This is a genomic window from Jeotgalicoccus nanhaiensis (assembly GCF_015235105.1).
In the GTDB taxonomy this organism is placed as follows: domain Bacteria; phylum Bacillota; class Bacilli; order Staphylococcales; family Salinicoccaceae; genus Jeotgalicoccus; species Jeotgalicoccus nanhaiensis.
The window spans coordinates 64,015-81,698 of sequence record NZ_JADGLW010000008.1 but is presented as its reverse complement, the minus strand read 5'-3'; the positions used below and the strand labels follow the sequence as shown (position 1 = coordinate 81,698).

General features: G+C 39.5%; 17 protein-coding genes. 14 read left to right on the top strand and 3 right to left on the bottom strand.

Translation table 11 applies throughout. The annotated features are described in order from the left end of the window. The first annotated feature begins 194 nt into the window (after positions 1 to 194). From IR135_RS09915 to IR135_RS09885, 7 genes are all read left to right on the top strand, one after another. A complete protein-coding gene (locus IR135_RS09915; protein ID WP_135099055.1) occupies positions 195 to 728 on the top strand; it encodes a YceI family protein in 534 nt (177 codons plus the stop codon). Between the two features lie 127 nt (positions 729 to 855). Next, the gene (locus IR135_RS09910) at positions 856 to 1,545 is read left to right on the top strand and encodes a response regulator transcription factor (RefSeq protein ID WP_135099053.1); all 690 of its coding nucleotides are present in this window, start codon (positions 856 to 858) and stop codon (positions 1,543 to 1,545) included. A gap of 81 nt (positions 1,546 to 1,626) precedes the next feature. After that, positions 1,627 to 2,550 (top strand): ATP-binding cassette domain-containing protein, encoded by a 924-nt coding sequence (locus IR135_RS09905; RefSeq protein WP_135099051.1) that lies wholly within the window; start codon positions 1,627 to 1,629, stop codon positions 2,548 to 2,550. Further along, positions 2,543 to 3,307: an ABC transporter permease gene (locus IR135_RS09900; RefSeq protein WP_135099049.1), complete on the top strand. Its 765-nt coding sequence runs from the start codon at positions 2,543 to 2,545 to the stop codon at positions 3,305 to 3,307. Before IR135_RS09905 ends, IR135_RS09900 begins: the two co-directional genes overlap by 8 nt. A gap of 23 nt (positions 3,308 to 3,330) precedes the next feature. Then, positions 3,331 to 4,236: a sensor histidine kinase gene (locus IR135_RS09895; RefSeq protein WP_228063487.1), complete on the top strand. Its 906-nt coding sequence runs from the start codon at positions 3,331 to 3,333 to the stop codon at positions 4,234 to 4,236. A gap of 87 nt (positions 4,237 to 4,323) precedes the next feature. Then, positions 4,324 to 5,316, top strand: coding sequence for an MsnO8 family LLM class oxidoreductase (locus IR135_RS09890; protein ID WP_135099045.1), 993 nt, complete (start codon positions 4,324 to 4,326; stop codon positions 5,314 to 5,316). A gap of 63 nt (positions 5,317 to 5,379) precedes the next feature. After that, positions 5,380 to 6,708 (top strand): FAD-dependent oxidoreductase, encoded by a 1,329-nt coding sequence (locus IR135_RS09885; RefSeq protein ID WP_209307412.1) that lies wholly within the window; start codon positions 5,380 to 5,382, stop codon positions 6,706 to 6,708. Between the two features lie 414 nt (positions 6,709 to 7,122). Here IR135_RS09885 and IR135_RS09880 read toward each other — a convergent pair whose 3' ends face one another. Then, entirely contained in the window at positions 7,123 to 7,677 is a 555-nt protein-coding gene (locus IR135_RS09880) for a Maf family protein (protein ID WP_135099041.1), read from the bottom strand. A 192-nt stretch (positions 7,678 to 7,869) separates the two neighbouring features. On the opposite strand from IR135_RS09880, the gene IR135_RS09875 reads away from it, so the two are divergent. Next, positions 7,870 to 8,226 (top strand): DUF6176 family protein, encoded by a 357-nt coding sequence (locus IR135_RS09875; RefSeq protein WP_135099039.1) that lies wholly within the window; start codon positions 7,870 to 7,872, stop codon positions 8,224 to 8,226. A gap of 77 nt (positions 8,227 to 8,303) precedes the next feature. Here IR135_RS09875 and abc-f read toward each other — a convergent pair whose 3' ends face one another. Next, positions 8,304 to 9,809 carry a ribosomal protection-like ABC-F family protein gene (gene abc-f, locus IR135_RS09870; RefSeq protein WP_167753408.1) on the bottom strand — a complete coding sequence of 502 codons (1,506 nt, stop codon included), beginning with the start codon at positions 9,807 to 9,809 and terminating at the stop codon, positions 8,304 to 8,306. Between the two features lie 296 nt (positions 9,810 to 10,105). On the opposite strand from abc-f, the gene queG reads away from it, so the two are divergent. The 4 genes from queG to IR135_RS09850 all read left to right on the top strand — a co-directional run bounded on the left by queG (position 10,106) and on the right by IR135_RS09850 (position 14,290). Then, a complete protein-coding gene (queG, locus tag IR135_RS09865; RefSeq protein WP_135099035.1) occupies positions 10,106 to 11,236 on the top strand; it encodes a tRNA epoxyqueuosine(34) reductase QueG in 1,131 nt (376 codons plus the stop codon). A gap of 16 nt (positions 11,237 to 11,252) precedes the next feature. Beyond that, positions 11,253 to 11,720: a tRNA (uridine(34)/cytosine(34)/5-carboxymethylaminomethyluridine(34)-2'-O)-methyltransferase TrmL gene (gene trmL, locus IR135_RS09860; protein ID WP_115883911.1), complete on the top strand. Its 468-nt coding sequence runs from the start codon at positions 11,253 to 11,255 to the stop codon at positions 11,718 to 11,720. Between the two features lie 13 nt (positions 11,721 to 11,733). Beyond that, positions 11,734 to 12,477, top strand: coding sequence for an oxygen-insensitive NADPH nitroreductase (nfsA, locus tag IR135_RS09855; RefSeq protein WP_135099033.1), 744 nt, complete (start codon positions 11,734 to 11,736; stop codon positions 12,475 to 12,477). 136 nt (positions 12,478 to 12,613) lie between these two features. Further along, positions 12,614 to 14,290 (top strand): glutathione ABC transporter substrate-binding protein, encoded by a 1,677-nt coding sequence (locus IR135_RS09850; RefSeq protein WP_135099031.1) that lies wholly within the window; start codon positions 12,614 to 12,616, stop codon positions 14,288 to 14,290. Between the two features lie 69 nt (positions 14,291 to 14,359). On the opposite strand, the gene IR135_RS09845 is transcribed toward IR135_RS09850, so the two are convergent. Continuing rightward, positions 14,360 to 15,064 (bottom strand): dihydropteridine reductase, encoded by a 705-nt coding sequence (locus IR135_RS09845; RefSeq protein ID WP_135099029.1) that lies wholly within the window; start codon positions 15,062 to 15,064, stop codon positions 14,360 to 14,362. A 579-nt stretch (positions 15,065 to 15,643) separates the two neighbouring features. Between IR135_RS09845 and IR135_RS09840 the strand changes: the two genes are divergently transcribed. Beyond that, entirely contained in the window at positions 15,644 to 16,222 is a 579-nt protein-coding gene (locus IR135_RS09840) for a hypothetical protein (protein ID WP_135099027.1), read from the top strand. Positions 16,223 to 16,295: 73 nt separating this feature from the next. After that, the gene (gene fumC, locus IR135_RS09835; protein WP_135099026.1) at positions 16,296 to 17,684 is read left to right on the top strand and encodes a class II fumarate hydratase; all 1,389 of its coding nucleotides are present in this window, start codon (positions 16,296 to 16,298) and stop codon (positions 17,682 to 17,684) included.

Here is a 17,684-nt window from a genome sequence, read left to right as displayed (position 1 = left end):
AGAGTGTCAAAAAGGTTTAATTTTCAGATAATGGTAAACTACTTCAATATAGACTTAAATATACAAATATATCAAATTTAATTTATTTTAAGTTTGTTACTTGCTTTTTGTAACTAAGTATATTATCATAATTAATGTGATAGTTCGAAAGCGAAGTATTAACGAAAAACAAAACTATGGAGGATGATTTAATTATGGCTAAATTTACAGCGGACACAGCGCACTCAGAATTAGAATTTCAAGTAAAACATATGATGGTAACTAAAGTTAAAGGAACTTTCGGGGAATGGTCGATTGATGTCGAAGCTGACAATATTGAAGACTTCACAACAGCAAAAATAAAAGGTAAAGCAAATGCAGCAACTATCGACACTAAAGTTGCAGACCGTGACGCTCATTTAACTTCTGCTGATTTCTTTGATGTGGAAAACCACCCAGAAATCACATTTGAATCAACTAAAATCGAAGGATCAGGCACAAAATTTGATGTGACAGGCAACTTAACTATTAAAGACGTCACTAACGAAGTGACTATTCCTGTGGAATACAACGGCCAGGGCGTAAGTCCTTTCGGACCGACAGTTTACGGTTTCGAATCTAAATTCTCAATCAACCGTGAAGAATTTGGCTTAACTTGGAACCAGACATTAGAAACAGGCGGAGTGCTTGTATCTAAAGACGTTAAAGTCAGCCTTGAGCTGCAACTTAACCCGGCGGACGCAGAATAATTAGATTATACAGCTGAAAATGATATAGATATAAATGGGTCAATACTCCCTAATATTCTTAAATGAATATTAGGGAGTATTTTTTATGTTTATAATGAACTTAACTGCAAGAATGGGGGCATAAAATATGAGACTTAAGCAAAATGTATTAATCATTGAAGATGACAATGCGATTAATAAACTGCTGTCAGACATTGTAAAGGAAAACGGTTATATACCACACTCCGCGTATTCAGGCACAGAAGCGATGCTCTATTTCAATCACCAGCATTGGGACTTAATACTGCTTGATATGATGCTACCGGGAATGTCCGGGGAAGAAATACTGAAAAATATAACAGCTGAAGGAACATCGCCGGTCATTATTATTTCTGCCCGGGAAGAGCAGGAGGTAAAAGTCAGTTCTCTCAAACTTGGTGCCGATGATTATATAACGAAGCCATTCGATATCGAAGAAGTATCCGCGCGTATAGGCGCTGTCATGAGAAGGTTTCATCGGTCAGCTGCAGTGATTCCGGATATTCTTACACATAAAGATATTGTGCTGGATATGGATGCTAAAACTGTAAGGGTAAATGATAAAAAGCTGACATTGACTGCGCGGGAATTTACGATTCTTTATACTTTAATGAAAAATCCAGATAAAGTGTTTTCGAAAGCAAATATATTTGAAAGTGTTTGGCACGAGATTTTTCAAGGTGATGACAACACTGTCAATGTTCATATGAGCAATCTTCGCAATAAACTTGCATCTGCAAACAATAAAGCAGATTATATTGAAACTGTTTGGGGAATGGGCTATAAAATGAAAAATTAATACTTTCTTAAGGAATGTTTTAATACTTTCTTATGATTTCTCTTTTACAATCAGTTTATCGATTAAAAAGGAGATTATACTATGAGTGAATATATACTTAGAACTGATGAACTTACAAAGACATATAAAAATTATAAAGCGGTAAATAAAGTAAATATCACTGTGAAAAAAGGAGATATTTACGGTTTTATCGGGCAAAATGGTGCGGGAAAGTCAACAATGCTGCGGCTGGTCACAGGCCTCGGTTTTCCGGACAGCGGAAAAATTGAAATTTTTGGTGCGGATACTGCTAAGGAATTAAATGATGCGCAGAAAAGAATGGGGGCGATTATCGAACAGCCCGCCTTGTTTTTGAATATGACAGCTGAACAGAATTTGGAAGTTCACCGTCTGCAAAAGGGAATTCCCGGTAAACAGTGTATTACAGATACACTGAAACTAGTTGAGCTCGAAAATACAGGAAATAAGAAAGTGAAAAACTTTTCACTCGGCATGAAACAGCGTCTGGGACTTGCTGTCGCATTACTTGGAGATCCGGAATTTTTAATTTTAGACGAGCCGACGAACGGTTTGGATCCAATAGGTATAGTTGAACTGAGAGAATTAATTCAAAAATTAAACCGCGAAAAAAATCTAACTGTTTTGATTTCCAGTCATATTTTAAGCGAGCTCTATCAGCTTGCAACTACCTATGGAATTATTCACGAAGGCAGACTGATTGAAGAATTGAGTCTTCAGGAACTCGATGAAAAGTGCCGGCAACATTTGAAAATTAAAGTTGATGATCATGAAAAAGGCGTGACGGTACTCGAGAGAAAGCTGAACACGACTGATTTCGAAATCACTCCGGATGGATCAATTAATCTGTACAGTCATTTGGAAAATGTGAGAATAGTATCGGCAGCACTCACAGAAAGCGGATTAATTATTGAACACTTGTCGCAAAATGGTGACAGCCTGGAAAGTTATTTTTCAAAACTTGTGGGAGGTAGTTCGCATGAGTAATCTACTGCAGGCTGAAATATTTAAATTAAAACATAATAAATCTTTCTGGGTACTTCTTATAATATCTGCCGCTCTCAGCAGTCTGATGCATTATCTTGTAGTTTCTGAATGGTGGATGCTGACCAATACACCATTTGAAGCGGCAGGAATTCCGGAAATGAATGCCTTGTCGATGTTTATTCTGCCTTTATTTTTTAATCTGATGATAGGAACACTTGCAGCATTTTATATTTCAACAGAATTCGGCAGTACTGGTGTCATTAAAAATCAAATTATAAGCGGAAAACACAGGAGCCTGATTTACTTTGCGAAGTATGTCGTTTATACAGCAGCGGCTGTAATTCTTACGGTAATAATTCCTGTGGGTTCAGGACTTATATTAAAATTGATTATAAGCGGCAGTATATTTAATGGGGACCATCTGATATATTTACTGACTTCATTCGGCTTATTTACCCTGCAGCTGGCAGGTTATACCGCAATCATTACATTAATTGCGATTATGACCGGAGACAGCGGAAAAACGATTATATTTTCAATCGCACTTACCTTGATTATGTTTGTCATAGATCAGATTCCAATGTCTGATCTTATCAGTAAGCTCTACAATTATTCGATATTCCATCAATTCGGCACGGTCATGAATCCGGAAATGACTGCCGGAGATATCGTAACAGCAGTATCGACCGGAGTGATTTCAACAGTTGTCATGCTATTAATCGGTATGTATGTATTCGGCAAAAAAGAAATTAAATAATTTTTCAAAGGCAGGTGTTGAAGTTGATTTTTTTGCTGATAATTTCACTGGCTGGAGCAGGAATTCTCGTTCTCCGTCTATTTGTCTTGAAAAAAGAACTTAAAAATATCAGCAGTCAGCTTAAGGCCTATAACAACTTTTCGACAGGTAAAAAAATCGATATCAGTCTGATAGATAAACAGCTTGAATCCCTCGGCTTTGAAATCAACACGCTGATTGATCATTACATCAGTACAAACCGTGAGAAAATTCGTTCTGAAAATGAATTAAAAGAAAGTATTGCGAATATCTCTCATGACTTGAGAACACCTTTAACATCAATTAAAGGCTATCTTCAAATGGTGAAATCAAAAGATTTACTGGCAAAAGAGCAGCAGGAGTACTTAAATACGGCGCTGGAACGTTCGGTACATTTGGAAAAACTCGTTAATGATTTTTTTGAACTGAGTAAAATAGCTTCCGGCGATTATGTTTTAAAGCAAGAACGGATTAATATTACCCGGCTCACCAATGAAATGGTTTTATCATTTTACAGTGATTTTACGGAGAAAGGTATTGAACCTGCAATGAATATTTCGACTGGTCCGCTGTTCATTATAAATGACCTGGCGGCGGTCAGACGTGTGCTTGAAAATCTGCTGTCTAATGCACTTCAATATGCTGAAGGAGATATTGAAATCGGTGTACGGAAAAACAGGCAATCTATTATATTATGGGTGCAGAACAGTGCGGAAATTACTGCTGAAGCAAATAATCCGGAAATACTTTTTGACCGTTTTTACATTGCAGACAAATCAAGAACCGGAGAGAGCACCGGTCTTGGGCTTTCGGTGACGAAAAGCTTAATGGATAAAATGAATGGTCATATCCGCGCTGACTACGACGGGGATAAACTGACATTTACTTGTGAATGGCCGGCGGCTGACTAAGCACTTAGTTTTTATAACAGGCCGTTAATTGATATTCTTTAAAGAAAAGAGAATACCGATAAATATAATTTAAAGGATGTATTAACTATGAAATTGAGTATACTGGATCAAGCTCCCATTACTAAAGGCAACACAGCAGCAGATGCTTTAAAGAAAGCGGAAGAGCTGGCGGTGCTTGGCGATCAGCTCGGCTACGAACGAATGTGGATGGCAGAACATCATGGCACGTCCGCCTACGCAAGTTCAGCTCCTGAGATTACAGCGGCACATTTGGCAGCTAAAACAAAAAACATACGAATCGGTACCGGAGGTGTCATGATGATGCATTATTCTCCGTTAAAGCTTGCCGAAGTTTTTAAAACACTCAGCGCATTCGCTCCCGGACGTATTGATTTTGGCATGGGAAGAGCACCCGGCGGAGATCAGTTTTCCATTTACGCATTGTCCGAGGGACGTACACCAATGGTGCATAATATGTATGAGAAATTTGATACCGCGCTCCAGCTGATTAATGATGAAGTGCCTTCATCTGATTTATATAACAGAACAATTGCGACACCGTCGAATATCACTCTGCCTGAATCGTGGCTGCTCGGTTCGAGCGGCAACAGTGCGGTAGAAGCTGGCCGGAGAGGCGCGGGTTATTCATTCGCTCAGTTCTTTAACGGACAGCTGTCAAAAGAAATACTCGATGCTTATAAAAATAATTTTGAAGCATCTCCTTTTATGGAAAAATCTGAAATTAATGTATCTTATATGGTTACAGCAGCAGAAACTGCTGAAGAAGCGGAATTTGAAGCTAAACCTCAGGATATATGGCGTCTGCAGTTTATGAAAGGACGAAGCGGACAAGTTTTGACACCTGAAGAGGCACAGGACTTTCCGCTGACAGAAATGGACCGCATGAAAATTCAAGAAGGCCGTAAACTGCATTTAGTCGGTTCTGCCAAAGAAATCGCTAAACGTCTGCAGGAAGAGCAGATTCAGTATGGATTTGACGAAGCGATGATCTGCAGCATTCCTCACTCTCAAAAAGCGCGTCTCAATGTCTATAAGCTGCTGGCAGAAGAACTGTTTTAAAAACGATTCTGGAGGGTAAATATAGATTGATTAATTTTTGAAAATATTAAGGAGATGCTGCGGTTGACACATTTTGATGCAATAATAATCGGTTTCGGCAAAGCCGGTAAAACTTTGGCAGGGGACCTCGCCGGCCGTGACTGGAATGTGGCGCTAATCGAAAAAGATAAAACAATGTACGGCGGAACTTGTATTAATATCGCCTGTATTCCGACGAAGCTGTTAATGCATGATGCATTGAACGGCAGTGAATACAGAGCTGCCGTAGAACGCAAAAACGGGGTCATTGAGAGACTGCGTGATAAAAACTATCACAGTGTTGCAGACTTAAACAAGGCGACAGTATATGACGGTACTGCTGTTTTTATCAGCGACAAGGAAATTGAAGTAGAAACAGAAAACGGCAAAAAAGAAGTACTGAGTGCAGATAAAATCTTCGTTAATACTGGAGCAGAGACCAGCATACCGCCGCTCGAGGGTGATATAGACTCTGATAAAGTTTATACGAGCACAACGCTGATAGACGAAGAAATACTGCCGGATAAGCTGACGATTGTCGGCGGGGGATACATTGGTCTTGAATTCGCAACGATGTATAATGCTTTTGGTTCAGAAGTCAGTGTTATCGTGCCTGCCGATGAAATTCTAAAAGACGAAGATGAAGGTATCAGAAATGAAATTACAAAGGATATGAAAGAGAGCGGCATTAATTTTATCTTCGGTGAGCGGGCAGAAAAAGTGAAAGAAGAAAGCAGCAGTAACATTACCGTTACTTTATCAGACGGGAGAGAGCTGACATCAAATGCGATTTTATTTGCTACAGGCCGAAAACCCAATACTAAAGGACTCGGGCTGGATAACACTTCAGTTCAGCTGACTGAAAACGGCGGAATCAAAGTTGATAATCACCTTCAGACAACTGCTGATAATATTTACGCGATGGGTGATGTAAAAGACGGCTTCCAGTTTACTTACACATCTCTGGATGATTACCGTATTGTAAAAAGTCATTTATTTGATGATGGTGAGTATTCATACGATTCGCGGACAAACGTGCATTACACCATGTTTACAGATCCGCCATATTCCCGCGTGGGGCTGACCTTGCAGGAAGCAAAAGAAGAGGGCTATGAAGCGGATGAAAACAGTATGCCGATGTCGGGTCACCCGAGATCTCACATCAATAATGAACTGCGCGGTTTATTTAAAGCAGTGGTGGATACAGAAAGCGGAAAAATTCTTGGAGTGCATTTATATGGCGTGAACTCAGAAGAACTGATTAACCTGGCTAAACTCGCTATGGACCACGATATACCTTATACAGTACTTCGTGATCAGATGTACAATCACCCTGTAATGAGTGAAGCATTTAATACTTTATTTGATATATAAATAAAAATTGGGACTTGGGGTACACATGACAGTCTTTCATATCAATCCTGAGAGTCTTGGATACACATGACAGTCTGTCATGCCAACCCTAAGAGTCTGGGATACACATGAGAATCTGTCATACCAATCCTAAGAGTCTGGGATACACATGAGAATCTGTCATACCAATCCTAAGAGTCTGGGATACACATGAGAATCTGTCATACCAATCCTAAGAGTCTGGGATACACATGACAGTCTGTCATGCCAATCCTGAGAGTCTGGGATACACATGAGAATCTGTCATACCAATCCTAAGAGTCTGGGATACACGTGACAGTCTGTCATGCCAGCCCTGATGTAAAAGACGGCTTGAAATCAAAATTTTCAAGCCGTCTTTTTGTTTACTCCAAAATTTTATTTAAGCCGCAAATTTTAAAAACCGTATTTCTTTAAGGCTCTGTAGACTTTAGCAAGCGGCAGGCCGACGACCGTATTATAATCGCCTTTTATCTCTTTAACAAAAACTGCTCCAAAAGATTGAATTCCGTATCCGCCAGCCTTGTCATACGGTTCATCTGTCTGAATATATTCTTCGATTTCCTCTTCTGACAGGTCATAAAAAGTAACTTCTGTACTGTCGGAAATAATTTCTTCAAAGTCTCTTGACTTTAATATCACAGCGGAGTACACTTCATGAGTGCTTCCGGATAAAGCCCTTATCATTTGACGCGCGTCTTCAATTGTGGCCGGTTTTTCATAAATTATTTGATTATGGCTGACTACTGTATCACAGGTTAACAGTATTGAATTATCATCTGCCGTCAAAACAGATGCTTTTAATCTTGCAGTTTCGATGACTTTAGTTTCGGGGTCGCTGTCTGTAATCTGTTTTTCATCAGCATCCGGTATAAGGATTTCGTACTCCAGACCAATCTGTGAGAGTAATTCACGGCGTCTTTTAGACTGTGAGCCAAGTATAAGTTTCATAAATGATACCTCCGGTGCGTAAGTTGGGTTAAGATGTCTGATATCCATTGTTTTTAGATTAAAAAACGTTATAATAGCATTAATACAAGTAATCAAAAAAGATACATATAATATATTAAACTAATTAATTTTAATAATAAATAGGTTAAACCTAAATACTAAATAGATAGCCGTTTTAAGAGAGGAGCAATCATGAGAGTAGAATTGACGAAATACAGAGTTAAAGAAGGTAAAAATGAACTGGTAGATGAGTGGATTGAGTATATGCATAATCATATGGATGACGTTCTCATGAATCTCGAAGGCGAGAAAATGTTCGTTGAAACTATCTTCCGTGAAGCTTTTAATGATGTGGAATACTTATACTGGTACAGTGTTCAGGATGACAATCAATCTGAAGATAACATTTCCAAAGCGGACCTTGATGAAAAACATTTAGAATACTGGGAACGCTGTATTGATAAAACTTTCAGACCTGAAGATATGAAGGCTGAAATTGTTATGATACCTGAACGTATCAGACGGGCTATGAGATATAATAACGATTAAAGGCACCCTTTTTGGGATGCCTTTTTTGTATGGACTTTGCTTTTAGCTGAAAAACAACAGAGTACGCCGTTGTCAATCTAATGACTTTTCAAGTCTTTTTTCTTTTGAAGCAAACGCTCGAACTCAGCTTCGAGTTTAGGAGTGGAACCTTCCGACAGTTCACTGAGTACACGGGTAATCTGAGTTTCCAGCACGAGCAGTTCGTCTTTGGAAGAATTTCTCGGCAGGGGAGTATCAGGGTTCACCAGTCTCTGGTCCTCTATATTGTAGGAAGTTTCTGCAATACTGTCCCGGAAACGTTTATCGTGAGAGACTAAAATGATTAGTCCCGGATAACTTTTCAGCATATCCTCGAGTGCTTCAATCGAATGGACATCCAGAAAGTTCGTTGGTTCATCGAGTATCAGCACCTGACTGTTCGACATCAGCAATTTAACGAGCTGAACCTTTACACGCTCTCCGCCGCTGATCACGGAAACTGTTTTATGAACTTCATCTCCTTTAATGTTCAAGCGGGCGAGTGCGGTTCTGACAGTGGTTTCATCGTAATTGCTGCTGTTCTGAATGTTTTTGAGAATACTCGAATTTAAATCCAGAGACTCAAGCTGCTGATAAAAGTAGCCGATATCCAGATTCGAGAACTGATACTTCTCGTAGATATAATTAAGCAGAGTCGTTTTACCTGAACCGTTTTTACCGGTAATACTTACTTTATCGGTTGCTTTTAAATAAAGTGAAACATCTTTTAGAAGCTCTTTCTCCTGTCTTTTTACAGTTTCACGCTCGAGCCGGATTACAGTTTTACCGCCGAGTTTTTCAATGTCCTGAGTATAGAAAATCACCTGTTTTTCTTCTTCGGGTTTTTCTTTTTCTTCCAGCTGATTCAGTCGTGATTCCATACCTGAAGCTACCTGATCTAATTTTTTTTGTAGTTTATTGAAATAAGGCTTAGCTCCTTTTTGTCTAAAATCCGAATCTGTTTTATTTTTGGGTCTATTCGACAAAGCAGCCTGTCTGGATTTGTTCTCAACTGCTTTTTCCAGATGCTGTTTTTCCCGAATGTATTTATCATATTCGAGTTTTGCACGCTGTTTATTATGTGCTTCAATTTCTTTGTAATGCGAGTAGTTTCCCGGATACACAGCGATTTTGGTATCTTCTATCGACCATATCTCGTCTGAAATTTTATCTAGAAAATCCCGGTCGTGGGACGCGACTATTTTAAGAGCTTTCTTTTGCTTCAATTCATTCAACAGCCATGCAGCATTTGTTTCGTCCAAATGCGTTGTCGGTTCATCCAGTAAAATGACACCTGCTGAATTTTTCAGGCCTTCCTGCAGATAAACTTTAGTCGTTTCTCCGCCGCTTTTTTTAAAATCGGCGTTTTTAAGCTGGGGAATATAAATTATATTCTCATTCGTAAGCTGTTCTGCATTATTGGCAATATAATTCAGCAGAGTCGTTTTTCCACTGCCGTTACGGCCAATCAGACCGATTGTTTTGTGTTCCTGTACAGTGATGTTATCAATCGCAAGTATTGTTTCACCGTTAATCTCTAAAGTAATTTTATTAAGATTCATCATAAAAAAGAGCCTCATTTCGTTGTCGAAATAAGGCTCCACACAGTATAATACAATATATAATTATATCTCCTCTTATTATAAACAGAGAAGAGTGTAATTATATGAGGTTATATATTATAAATGAGCTGCAGAGGATTACCCTATTTCGACATAATTTTCGCATAATAAATAAACTTAAATATGTCATAAGAAAAAGGATAATCTACTTCATTGTCCTGCAGTTCACCTCGCACGTGTATTTGTTATTAATAATATAAAACACATTAGAAAATATTGCAAATAAAGGATGGGGAATTATGGACCGTCATGAGTTTAAAAAACGTGTAATTGAATATGCACATACGATTGGTATCGATGATATCGGATTTACGACGGCAGAACCGTTCACAGAGTTTAAAGCTAAGCTTATTGATTATTATAAGAATGGTTATGAGTCGGGATTTGAGACGGGTACGATTGAGGAGCGGACCAATCCGAAAGCGAGTCTCGCCAATGCAAAAAGTATAGTGTCTATTGCGGTCGGTTATCCAAATAAACTGCGCAATGCCCCGAAATCGAAACAGGGTGAACGCCGCGGTATCTTTGCGAGAGCTTCGTGGGGAATGGATTACCATACCTTGCTTCGAACGAGACTGGAGAAACTGGAAGCCTTTATTAGAGAACTTGATCCGTCTATTGATTGTAAATCAATGGTGGATACAGGTGTGCTGAGCGACAGGGAAGTGGCACGCCGGAGCGGTCTTGGATTTTCAGGAAAGAATGGTTTTATCATCAACCCGAAACTCGGAACATATTCCTACCTCGGAGAAATGATTGTAAGTTATCCATTTCCTGCGGATGAAGAGCTGCTGGATTCCTGCGGAGATTGTAATATCTGTGTAGACCGCTGTCCGACAGGGGCACTCGTCGGAAACGGGCAGGTGGATTCTAAAAAATGCATTTCATTTCTTACTCAGACGAAAGGTTTCATGCCGATGGAGTACCGTTCTAAAATAGGGAACCGGCTTTACGGCTGTGATACGTGCCAGCAGGTCTGCCCGCGGAACAAAGGCATCAATACAGAACACCATGAAGATATTGTTCTTGAACCGGAAATTTTAAAGCCTGAACTTACCAGCCTGCTGCAAATATCAAATCGTGAATTTAATAAAACGTATGGCCACCTTGCAGGTGTCTGGCGCGGCAAGAAGCCGATTCAGCGGAATGCAATCATTGCACTTGCGCACTTTAAAGAAACTGCGGCAATTGATATACTGAAACAAGTTGCTGAAACGGATGTGCGTCCGGTAATTAAAGGCACTGCCTACTGGGCAATCGGCCAGATCTCAGGAGATGAAGCTCTTGATTATATTTATGAAAGATACGGCATCGAAACCGATGACGATGTAAAAAAAGAAATGCTTATGGGCATACAAGAAGCGAGTTAGGAAGAAGGAAAAAAAGATGAACCACGTTGTGCTGTACCAGCCGGAAATACCTCAAAATACAGGGAATATTGCAAGGACATGCGTTGCTACAGGCACGCCGCTGCACCTGATCAAACCGTACGGTTTCAGTCTGGAAGACAAATACGTGAAGCGTGCAGGTCTCGATTATTGGAAAGACCTTGAACTTTACGAGTATGAAACAATTGAAGATTTTTTTGAACAGAACAAAGGAAAGTATTATATGATTTCAAAATTCGGTAAAAAGAATTTTACCGATATGGATTACAGCAGTACAGACGAGAGGCATTATTTTGTTTTCGGCCGTGAGACAAAAGGACTGCCTGACTGGCTGAAGGAAAAGTATCAGGAATCACTGATGAGAATCCCGATGACCGATAAGGTACGTTCTCTGAATTTATCGAATACCGTCGGTATACTGGTATATGAAGCATTAAGACAGCAGGAGTATCCTGGACTGAAATAGGAGGATTTTTTAAATGAATGACGTTATTAAATTATTGAATAATCACCGTTCTTTAAGAAAGTTTACAGATGAAAAATTATCTGAAGAGACAATCAGAACACTGGTCGGCGCTGCCCAGAGTGCAAGTACATCAAGCTACGTACAGGCGTATTCTATTATGGGGGTCACTGACCCTGAGAAGAAAAAAGCCCTGCGTGAAATCAGTACGCAGAGCTATGTAGAACATAACGGTCACCTGTTTGTTTTCGTGGTGGATTTTTATCGTCATAAAGAACTTGCAAAACAGGCAGGTAAAGAAATTTCATACGATAAAACAGAAAATCTGATTGTCGGTGTCGTAGATGCCAGCCTGGCTGCACAAAATCTAGCGACGGCAGCAGAAAGTATGGGACTTGGTATTTGCTATATCGGTTCACTGCGTAATGATATTAAGAAAGCGGGAGAAATTTTAGGTCTGCCGGAAGGTGCCTTTGTACTCTTCGGCATGGTGGCTGGTTACCCTGAACAGGGAGAAGACGGTTCGAAAAAAGAACGTTTGCCATTTGAAGCGGTGTATCATGAAAATACGTACCAGAAAATCGACGAAGTTCAAAATGATATCGATGCCTACGACCAGCGCATCAGCGATTATTACAGCAGCAGAACAAACGGCAAACGCGATGATAAGTGGAGCGAACAGGTGACAGAGATGCTCAGTAAAAAACAGCGTCTCGATGTAGATACAGTCTTAAAAGAAAAAGGATTCTTAGGTCAATAAAAATATTTGAGTACACATATGAGTGGTCATATGTGTACTTTTTTAATATCAATTATTAAATTATTCAGAAATTATGTAGACGAACAAAAAGCCTAGTGATATAGTATGATTTAAATACATAGCAAAGAGGTATAATATGAAAACATTTAAAACATACTTATTCACGGTACTGTTTATTTTTGCAGTGGCAGGTTGTTCGGATGACAGCGAAGTTTCATCGGAAATATCAAATGATACTGGTGAAACTGCAGAGAAACTTTCACTTACCCAGTCATTACCTGCAGATGCAGTATCACTGGATCCGCATGGAAGTAACGATTCACCTTCTGAAAAGGTAAGGTCTCATATTTATGAAGGGCTAGTCAGCCAGGACGAGAATCTGGATATCGTGCCGGAACTGTCATCAGAGTGGGAACAAATAGATGATGTAACATGGCAGTTCACTTTACGGGAAGATGTCGAATTTCATGACGGCAGTGAATTTAATGCCGAGGCAGTGAAGGCGAATTTCGACCGCCTGCTTGATTCGAGCCGGGGCTCAACAAGAGCATTCGTTCTTGAGATGATTGAAGAAGTGAATGCAGTCGATGAATATACAGTAGAGATTATTACGGAATACCCATTTTCACCTTTACTCGGTCATCTGACACATGGCGCGGGTGATATGCTATCCAAAGAACTAATCGATGAAGATTATCAGCATGCGCTTGATGAAGCTGGACTTGATATCACACTGGATGAATATTACGAAATACGTGAAGCGGGCGGCAGCGGCCATAAAGAAATTGCAGAACAAATAACTGAACATACAAGTACGGTAGTGGAACAAAATCCGGCGGGAACGGGATATTTGAAATATGACAGCAGAACACCTGGTGAACAAACAATTCTGACAGGAAATGATAATTACTGGAATGGCGACGTCAATGTTGCTGATTTAACATTAAAAGTAGTAAGCGAAGCATCCTCAAGGATTGCGGAAGCTGAGACAGGGCAGTCGGATGTTGTAGCAGATGTACCGCCAAGTGACAAAGATAGAATAACGTCTAATGATGACCTGGTTTTAAATGAAACTCAGTCCGTGGCTCTTGAGTACATAGGCTTAAACACAAGAAATGAGTATTTACAGGATAAACGCGTGCGCCAGGCACTGACACATGCCTTTAATAAGCAGGCTGTAATAGACGGTATATATAACGGCGCCGGTACTGAAGCGGTGTCTCCGCTCGCGCCTGATGTTTTCGGCTTTGCTGAGTCACTTGAACCTTTGGAATATGATATGGAAGAAGCAAAAAGGCTGCTTGAAGAAGCAGGTTATGAAGATGGATTTACATTGACGATGATGGTGAACAGCGATAATGCACAACGTGTGGATACCGCGATCTGGCTGCAGCAGTCTCTTGAAGAATTGAATATTACACTGGAAATAGAACAGCTGGAGTGGGGCACGTTCCTTGAAGCAACAGGAGACGGAGAACATGACTTATATATTATGAGCTGGGGGAACTCAACGGGAGATCCAGACAATGCGATGACACCGCTGGTTCATTCATCAAGAATTGGCAGTCCGGGAAATCGTGCTTTCTTCGAAAATGATGAGGTAGACAGACTGCTTGAAGAAGGCAGCAGAGAGTCAGATGATGCAGTAAGAGAAGAAATATACAGCGAAATCCAGACTATCTTAGTTGAAGAAGCACCGCTGATCTTTATCCTGCACCCGCAAAAATATAATGTTTACAGTTCAGCTTTAGACGGTGTAGAAATTAGTCCTTATGAAGAATTCAATTTTCAAAATGTGAAAAACAAGCAGTAAATTATAATGAAAAATCCGGGGTATCTTTGAAGATATCCCGGATTTTCATATTTATATAATAAAGTGAAATTAATTAGCGAAGAACTGCTCTTTTTGGCTTTCGTGTTTATCGAGCATAATCTGATGATTTGGAATGCCTTGTTTAAGCAGCAAATCGACATTCTGTTTCAGGAACTCATCGCTGCCGACCACATAAAATAGGGCATCCTTATCTTCTGTCAGTTTTTCTGCCTCTTCATAGTACTCATCGCGTGTACTGACGAAGTGCGCAGTCAGATTTTTATCTGCTGAAGATTGGAATATATCAGGAAATAAGTAATTTTTAGATGAATCAATATTTAACGAGTGGATTTTAGCGACATTGTCATTATCATTCAGATAATCCAGAACCAGCGGTCTAAAAGTCGCAAGGCCGACGCCTGAAGAAAGCATATAAATATTTTTACCTTCACGCTTTAAAGGTACATTTGTATGTGTTTTAAATATTGCTGCTTTATCTCCAATGGGCATTTCATTTAAAATCTGTTTAAACTTCGATGCATCTTTTCTGATGCGGGTAGTAATCCCAATCGTGTTTTCGTCTTTCAAGGTAGAAATCGACATATGTCTGATTAAGCTTCTATCCGGCTTTTCTCCAGTGTTAAAACCCTCAAAAGCAAGGTGTATGTGCGAACCTTCTTCCCAGGTATAATCTTCAGGACATTCGAAAACAAAAGTTTTCACTTCGGGTGATTCATTAACAACATCTATCAGTTTACTCCAGTAAATTTGCATAAATATATTCTCCTTAAGGCTGTTATTTATGTATATCATGTATCTGTATTATATATTAACTGATAATTATTCTCAATTAAAAGGATTTTGATGAAAGCTGAAGGGGAAGTGGATGGACAAGGACGACGGTGAATTGGTGTCGTACTCGGGATTGACTTCAATTACGACGGCGAAACGACACCGTACCCGCAAATAAAAAAACAAAAAAACTGGACGGCACGAAGCTGTCCAGTTTAAAAAATTTATTGAATAAGACTATTCTCTAATTTTTGTCTCCCCGTCATCTTTATATCCCCAGTCAGTTTCGCGTCCTGCTGTAAGGATTGAAGTCAGAAAGGCTATACAAACCATTAAAATAAGAAATGCTTTCATTATTGATTTGCCCCCAGTACTTATATTAATTACATTTATTATAAACCATTCTGCAAAGATTAAAAAGGTTTTGTTGTAAAAAAGGTATTTTCTCTTTATTATTTTCTGTTTCTTTTTATGATTACGTTATTTTAATGGCTGTTTGGGGTAAGATAAATATAATATAAGATTAAATTACAAGGCGACGATTATTGGAGGATAAAAATTATGGCAATGAATTTTAAAATATTTGAAACGAAAGAACTTGCGGACATTTTTGCTGCGGATTTGTTGCGTAAGCAGATTCACAACAATCCGGAAAGCATTTTAGCGCTGGATGTTAATGAAGATTTATCACAAGTGTATGAAAAATTTGTCGGTGAAGTGAAAAATCATCCTGCAGACTTATCTGAAATTCAGCTGTATTCAGTAGGCAGAGGCGGTTTGGGTATTTTTAAAAACCTTGATATTCCTTCATCACAACTAAATGAAGGCGGAACAGCCGATGATCTTGATGACAAAGGCAAGAAGAAAGTGAATGTCGCACTTCTCAATTTAAATTCAAATAAAAAAGTCGGCTTTAACAATGACAATGATGAATTATTTAAAGCAAAAGAGCTCTTTATCTATGCAACAGGAGGAGATAAGGAGGAGGTTGTCAGAAGTCTTTACGATGCCAATCTCGAAGGGAGCAGCACGCTCAGCAATATTAAAAACCATCGCATGGTGACTGTCGTAATCGACAAAGATGCAGCAGGCAGATTAGATCATGACATAGTAGAATATTACTCTTATAAGTTTGCATAGTTTTTTCTTAATGAATCCTTTCGCAATATAGTATAGACTAGTAATGAATACTATATTTCGGGGGGATTTTTGTATGTCATTTAGAATTGAACACGATACGATTGGTGAAATTAAGGTGCCTGCGGATAAGTACTGGGCAGCGCAAACAGAAAGAAGCCGTCAGAACTTTCCTGTAGGCAAAGAAAAAATGCCGATTGAAGTTATCGTAGCATTTGCTCACTTAAAGAAAGCGACTGCGATTGTAAACAGTGATTTAGGGAAGCTTTCTCCTGTGAAAAAAGATGCGATTGTATTTGCATGTGAAAAAATAATTAAACGCGAACTGGATGATCATTTCCCGCTTGTTGTCTGGCAGACGGGCAGCGGAACTCAAAGTAATATGAACGTTAACGAAGTAGTCAGCTATGTTGCGAACGAGTATCTTAAAGATCAGGGCAGTGATGAAATTGTTCATCCGAACGACGATGTCAACAAGTCACAAAGCTCTAATGATACATATCCTACTGCGATGTATGTGGCACTGAGCCAGGCAGTTGAACATCAGCTTCTGCCTGCACTTGAAAAACTGCATGGTACTTTTGAAGAAAAACAGGAACAATTTAAGGATATTATTAAGATTGGCCGTACGCATCTTCAGGATGCAACACCGCTTACCTTAGGGCAGGAAATCAGCGGCTGGTCATATATGTTGGAAAAATCAAAAGAAATAATTAACCAGTCTAAAAAACAGCTCAGCAACCTTGCAATTGGAGGAACTGCTGTTGGTACAGGGATTAATGCTCACCCTGAATTCGGGAACAGAGTTGCCGACCAGCTTGCAGAACAAACGGGACTGCCGTTTATTTCATCACCTAATAAATTCCATGCATTGACGTCTTACGATGAGGTAGTATATGTGCACGGTTCATTAAAAGCACTCGCTGCAGATCTGATGAAGATCGCAAACGACGTGAGATGGCTGGCTTCAGGCCCGCGTGCGGGACTTGCAGAAATTGAAATTCCGGCAAATGAACCGGGCTCATCAATTATGCCGGGGAAAGTAAATCCGACTCAGTCTGAAATGCTGACTATGGTTGTAGCTCAAGTATTCGGGAACGATACTGCTGTAGGGTTTGGAGCTTCACAGGGTAACTTCGAACTCAACGTGTTCAAGCCGGTTATTTTATATAATACGCTGCAGTCTATTTACCTGCTGGCTGACGGAATGAGTAGCTTCAATGATAACTGTGCTGCTGGAATTGAACCGATTCAGGAAAACATTGATAAGTATTTAAATAACTCTCTAATGCTTGTAACAGCATTAAACCCTCATATCGGTTATGAAAATGCTGCTAAAATTGCTAAAAACGCACATGCCAAAGGAATCACTTTAAAAGAGTCTGCGCTTGATTCAGGATTGCTGACAGAAGAACAGTATGATAAATGGATTAAACCGGAAGACATGATTCACTCTAAAGAGTAG

What these genes read in the sequence shown, in the direction of transcription:
- IR135_RS09915 (WP_135099055.1), top strand. Translation starts at nt 195, where the DNA reads ATGGCTAAATTTACAGCGGACACAGCGCACTCAGAATTAGAATTTCAA.
- IR135_RS09910 (WP_135099053.1), top strand. Translation starts at nt 856, where the DNA reads ATGAGACTTAAGCAAAATGTATTAATCATTGAAGATGACAATGCGATT.
- IR135_RS09905 (WP_135099051.1), top strand. Translation starts at nt 1,627, where the DNA reads ATGAGTGAATATATACTTAGAACTGATGAACTTACAAAGACATATAAA.
- IR135_RS09900 (WP_135099049.1), top strand. Translation starts at nt 2,543, where the DNA reads ATGAGTAATCTACTGCAGGCTGAAATATTTAAATTAAAACATAATAAA.
- IR135_RS09890 (WP_135099045.1), top strand. Translation starts at nt 4,324, where the DNA reads ATGAAATTGAGTATACTGGATCAAGCTCCCATTACTAAAGGCAACACA.
- IR135_RS09880 (WP_135099041.1), bottom strand. Translation starts at nt 7,677, where the DNA reads ATGAAACTTATACTTGGCTCACAGTCTAAAAGACGCCGTGAATTACTC.
- IR135_RS09875 (WP_135099039.1), top strand. Translation starts at nt 7,870, where the DNA reads ATGAGAGTAGAATTGACGAAATACAGAGTTAAAGAAGGTAAAAATGAA.
- abc-f (WP_167753408.1), bottom strand. Translation starts at nt 9,809, where the DNA reads ATGATGAATCTTAATAAAATTACTTTAGAGATTAACGGTGAAACAATA.
- queG (WP_135099035.1), top strand. Translation starts at nt 10,106, where the DNA reads ATGGACCGTCATGAGTTTAAAAAACGTGTAATTGAATATGCACATACG.
- trmL (WP_115883911.1), top strand. Translation starts at nt 11,253, where the DNA reads ATGAACCACGTTGTGCTGTACCAGCCGGAAATACCTCAAAATACAGGG.
- nfsA (WP_135099033.1), top strand. Translation starts at nt 11,734, where the DNA reads ATGAATGACGTTATTAAATTATTGAATAATCACCGTTCTTTAAGAAAG.
- IR135_RS09850 (WP_135099031.1), top strand. Translation starts at nt 12,614, where the DNA reads ATGAAAACATTTAAAACATACTTATTCACGGTACTGTTTATTTTTGCA.
- IR135_RS09845 (WP_135099029.1), bottom strand. Translation starts at nt 15,064, where the DNA reads ATGCAAATTTACTGGAGTAAACTGATAGATGTTGTTAATGAATCACCC.
- IR135_RS09840 (WP_135099027.1), top strand. Translation starts at nt 15,644, where the DNA reads ATGGCAATGAATTTTAAAATATTTGAAACGAAAGAACTTGCGGACATT.
- fumC (WP_135099026.1), top strand. Translation starts at nt 16,296, where the DNA reads ATGTCATTTAGAATTGAACACGATACGATTGGTGAAATTAAGGTGCCT.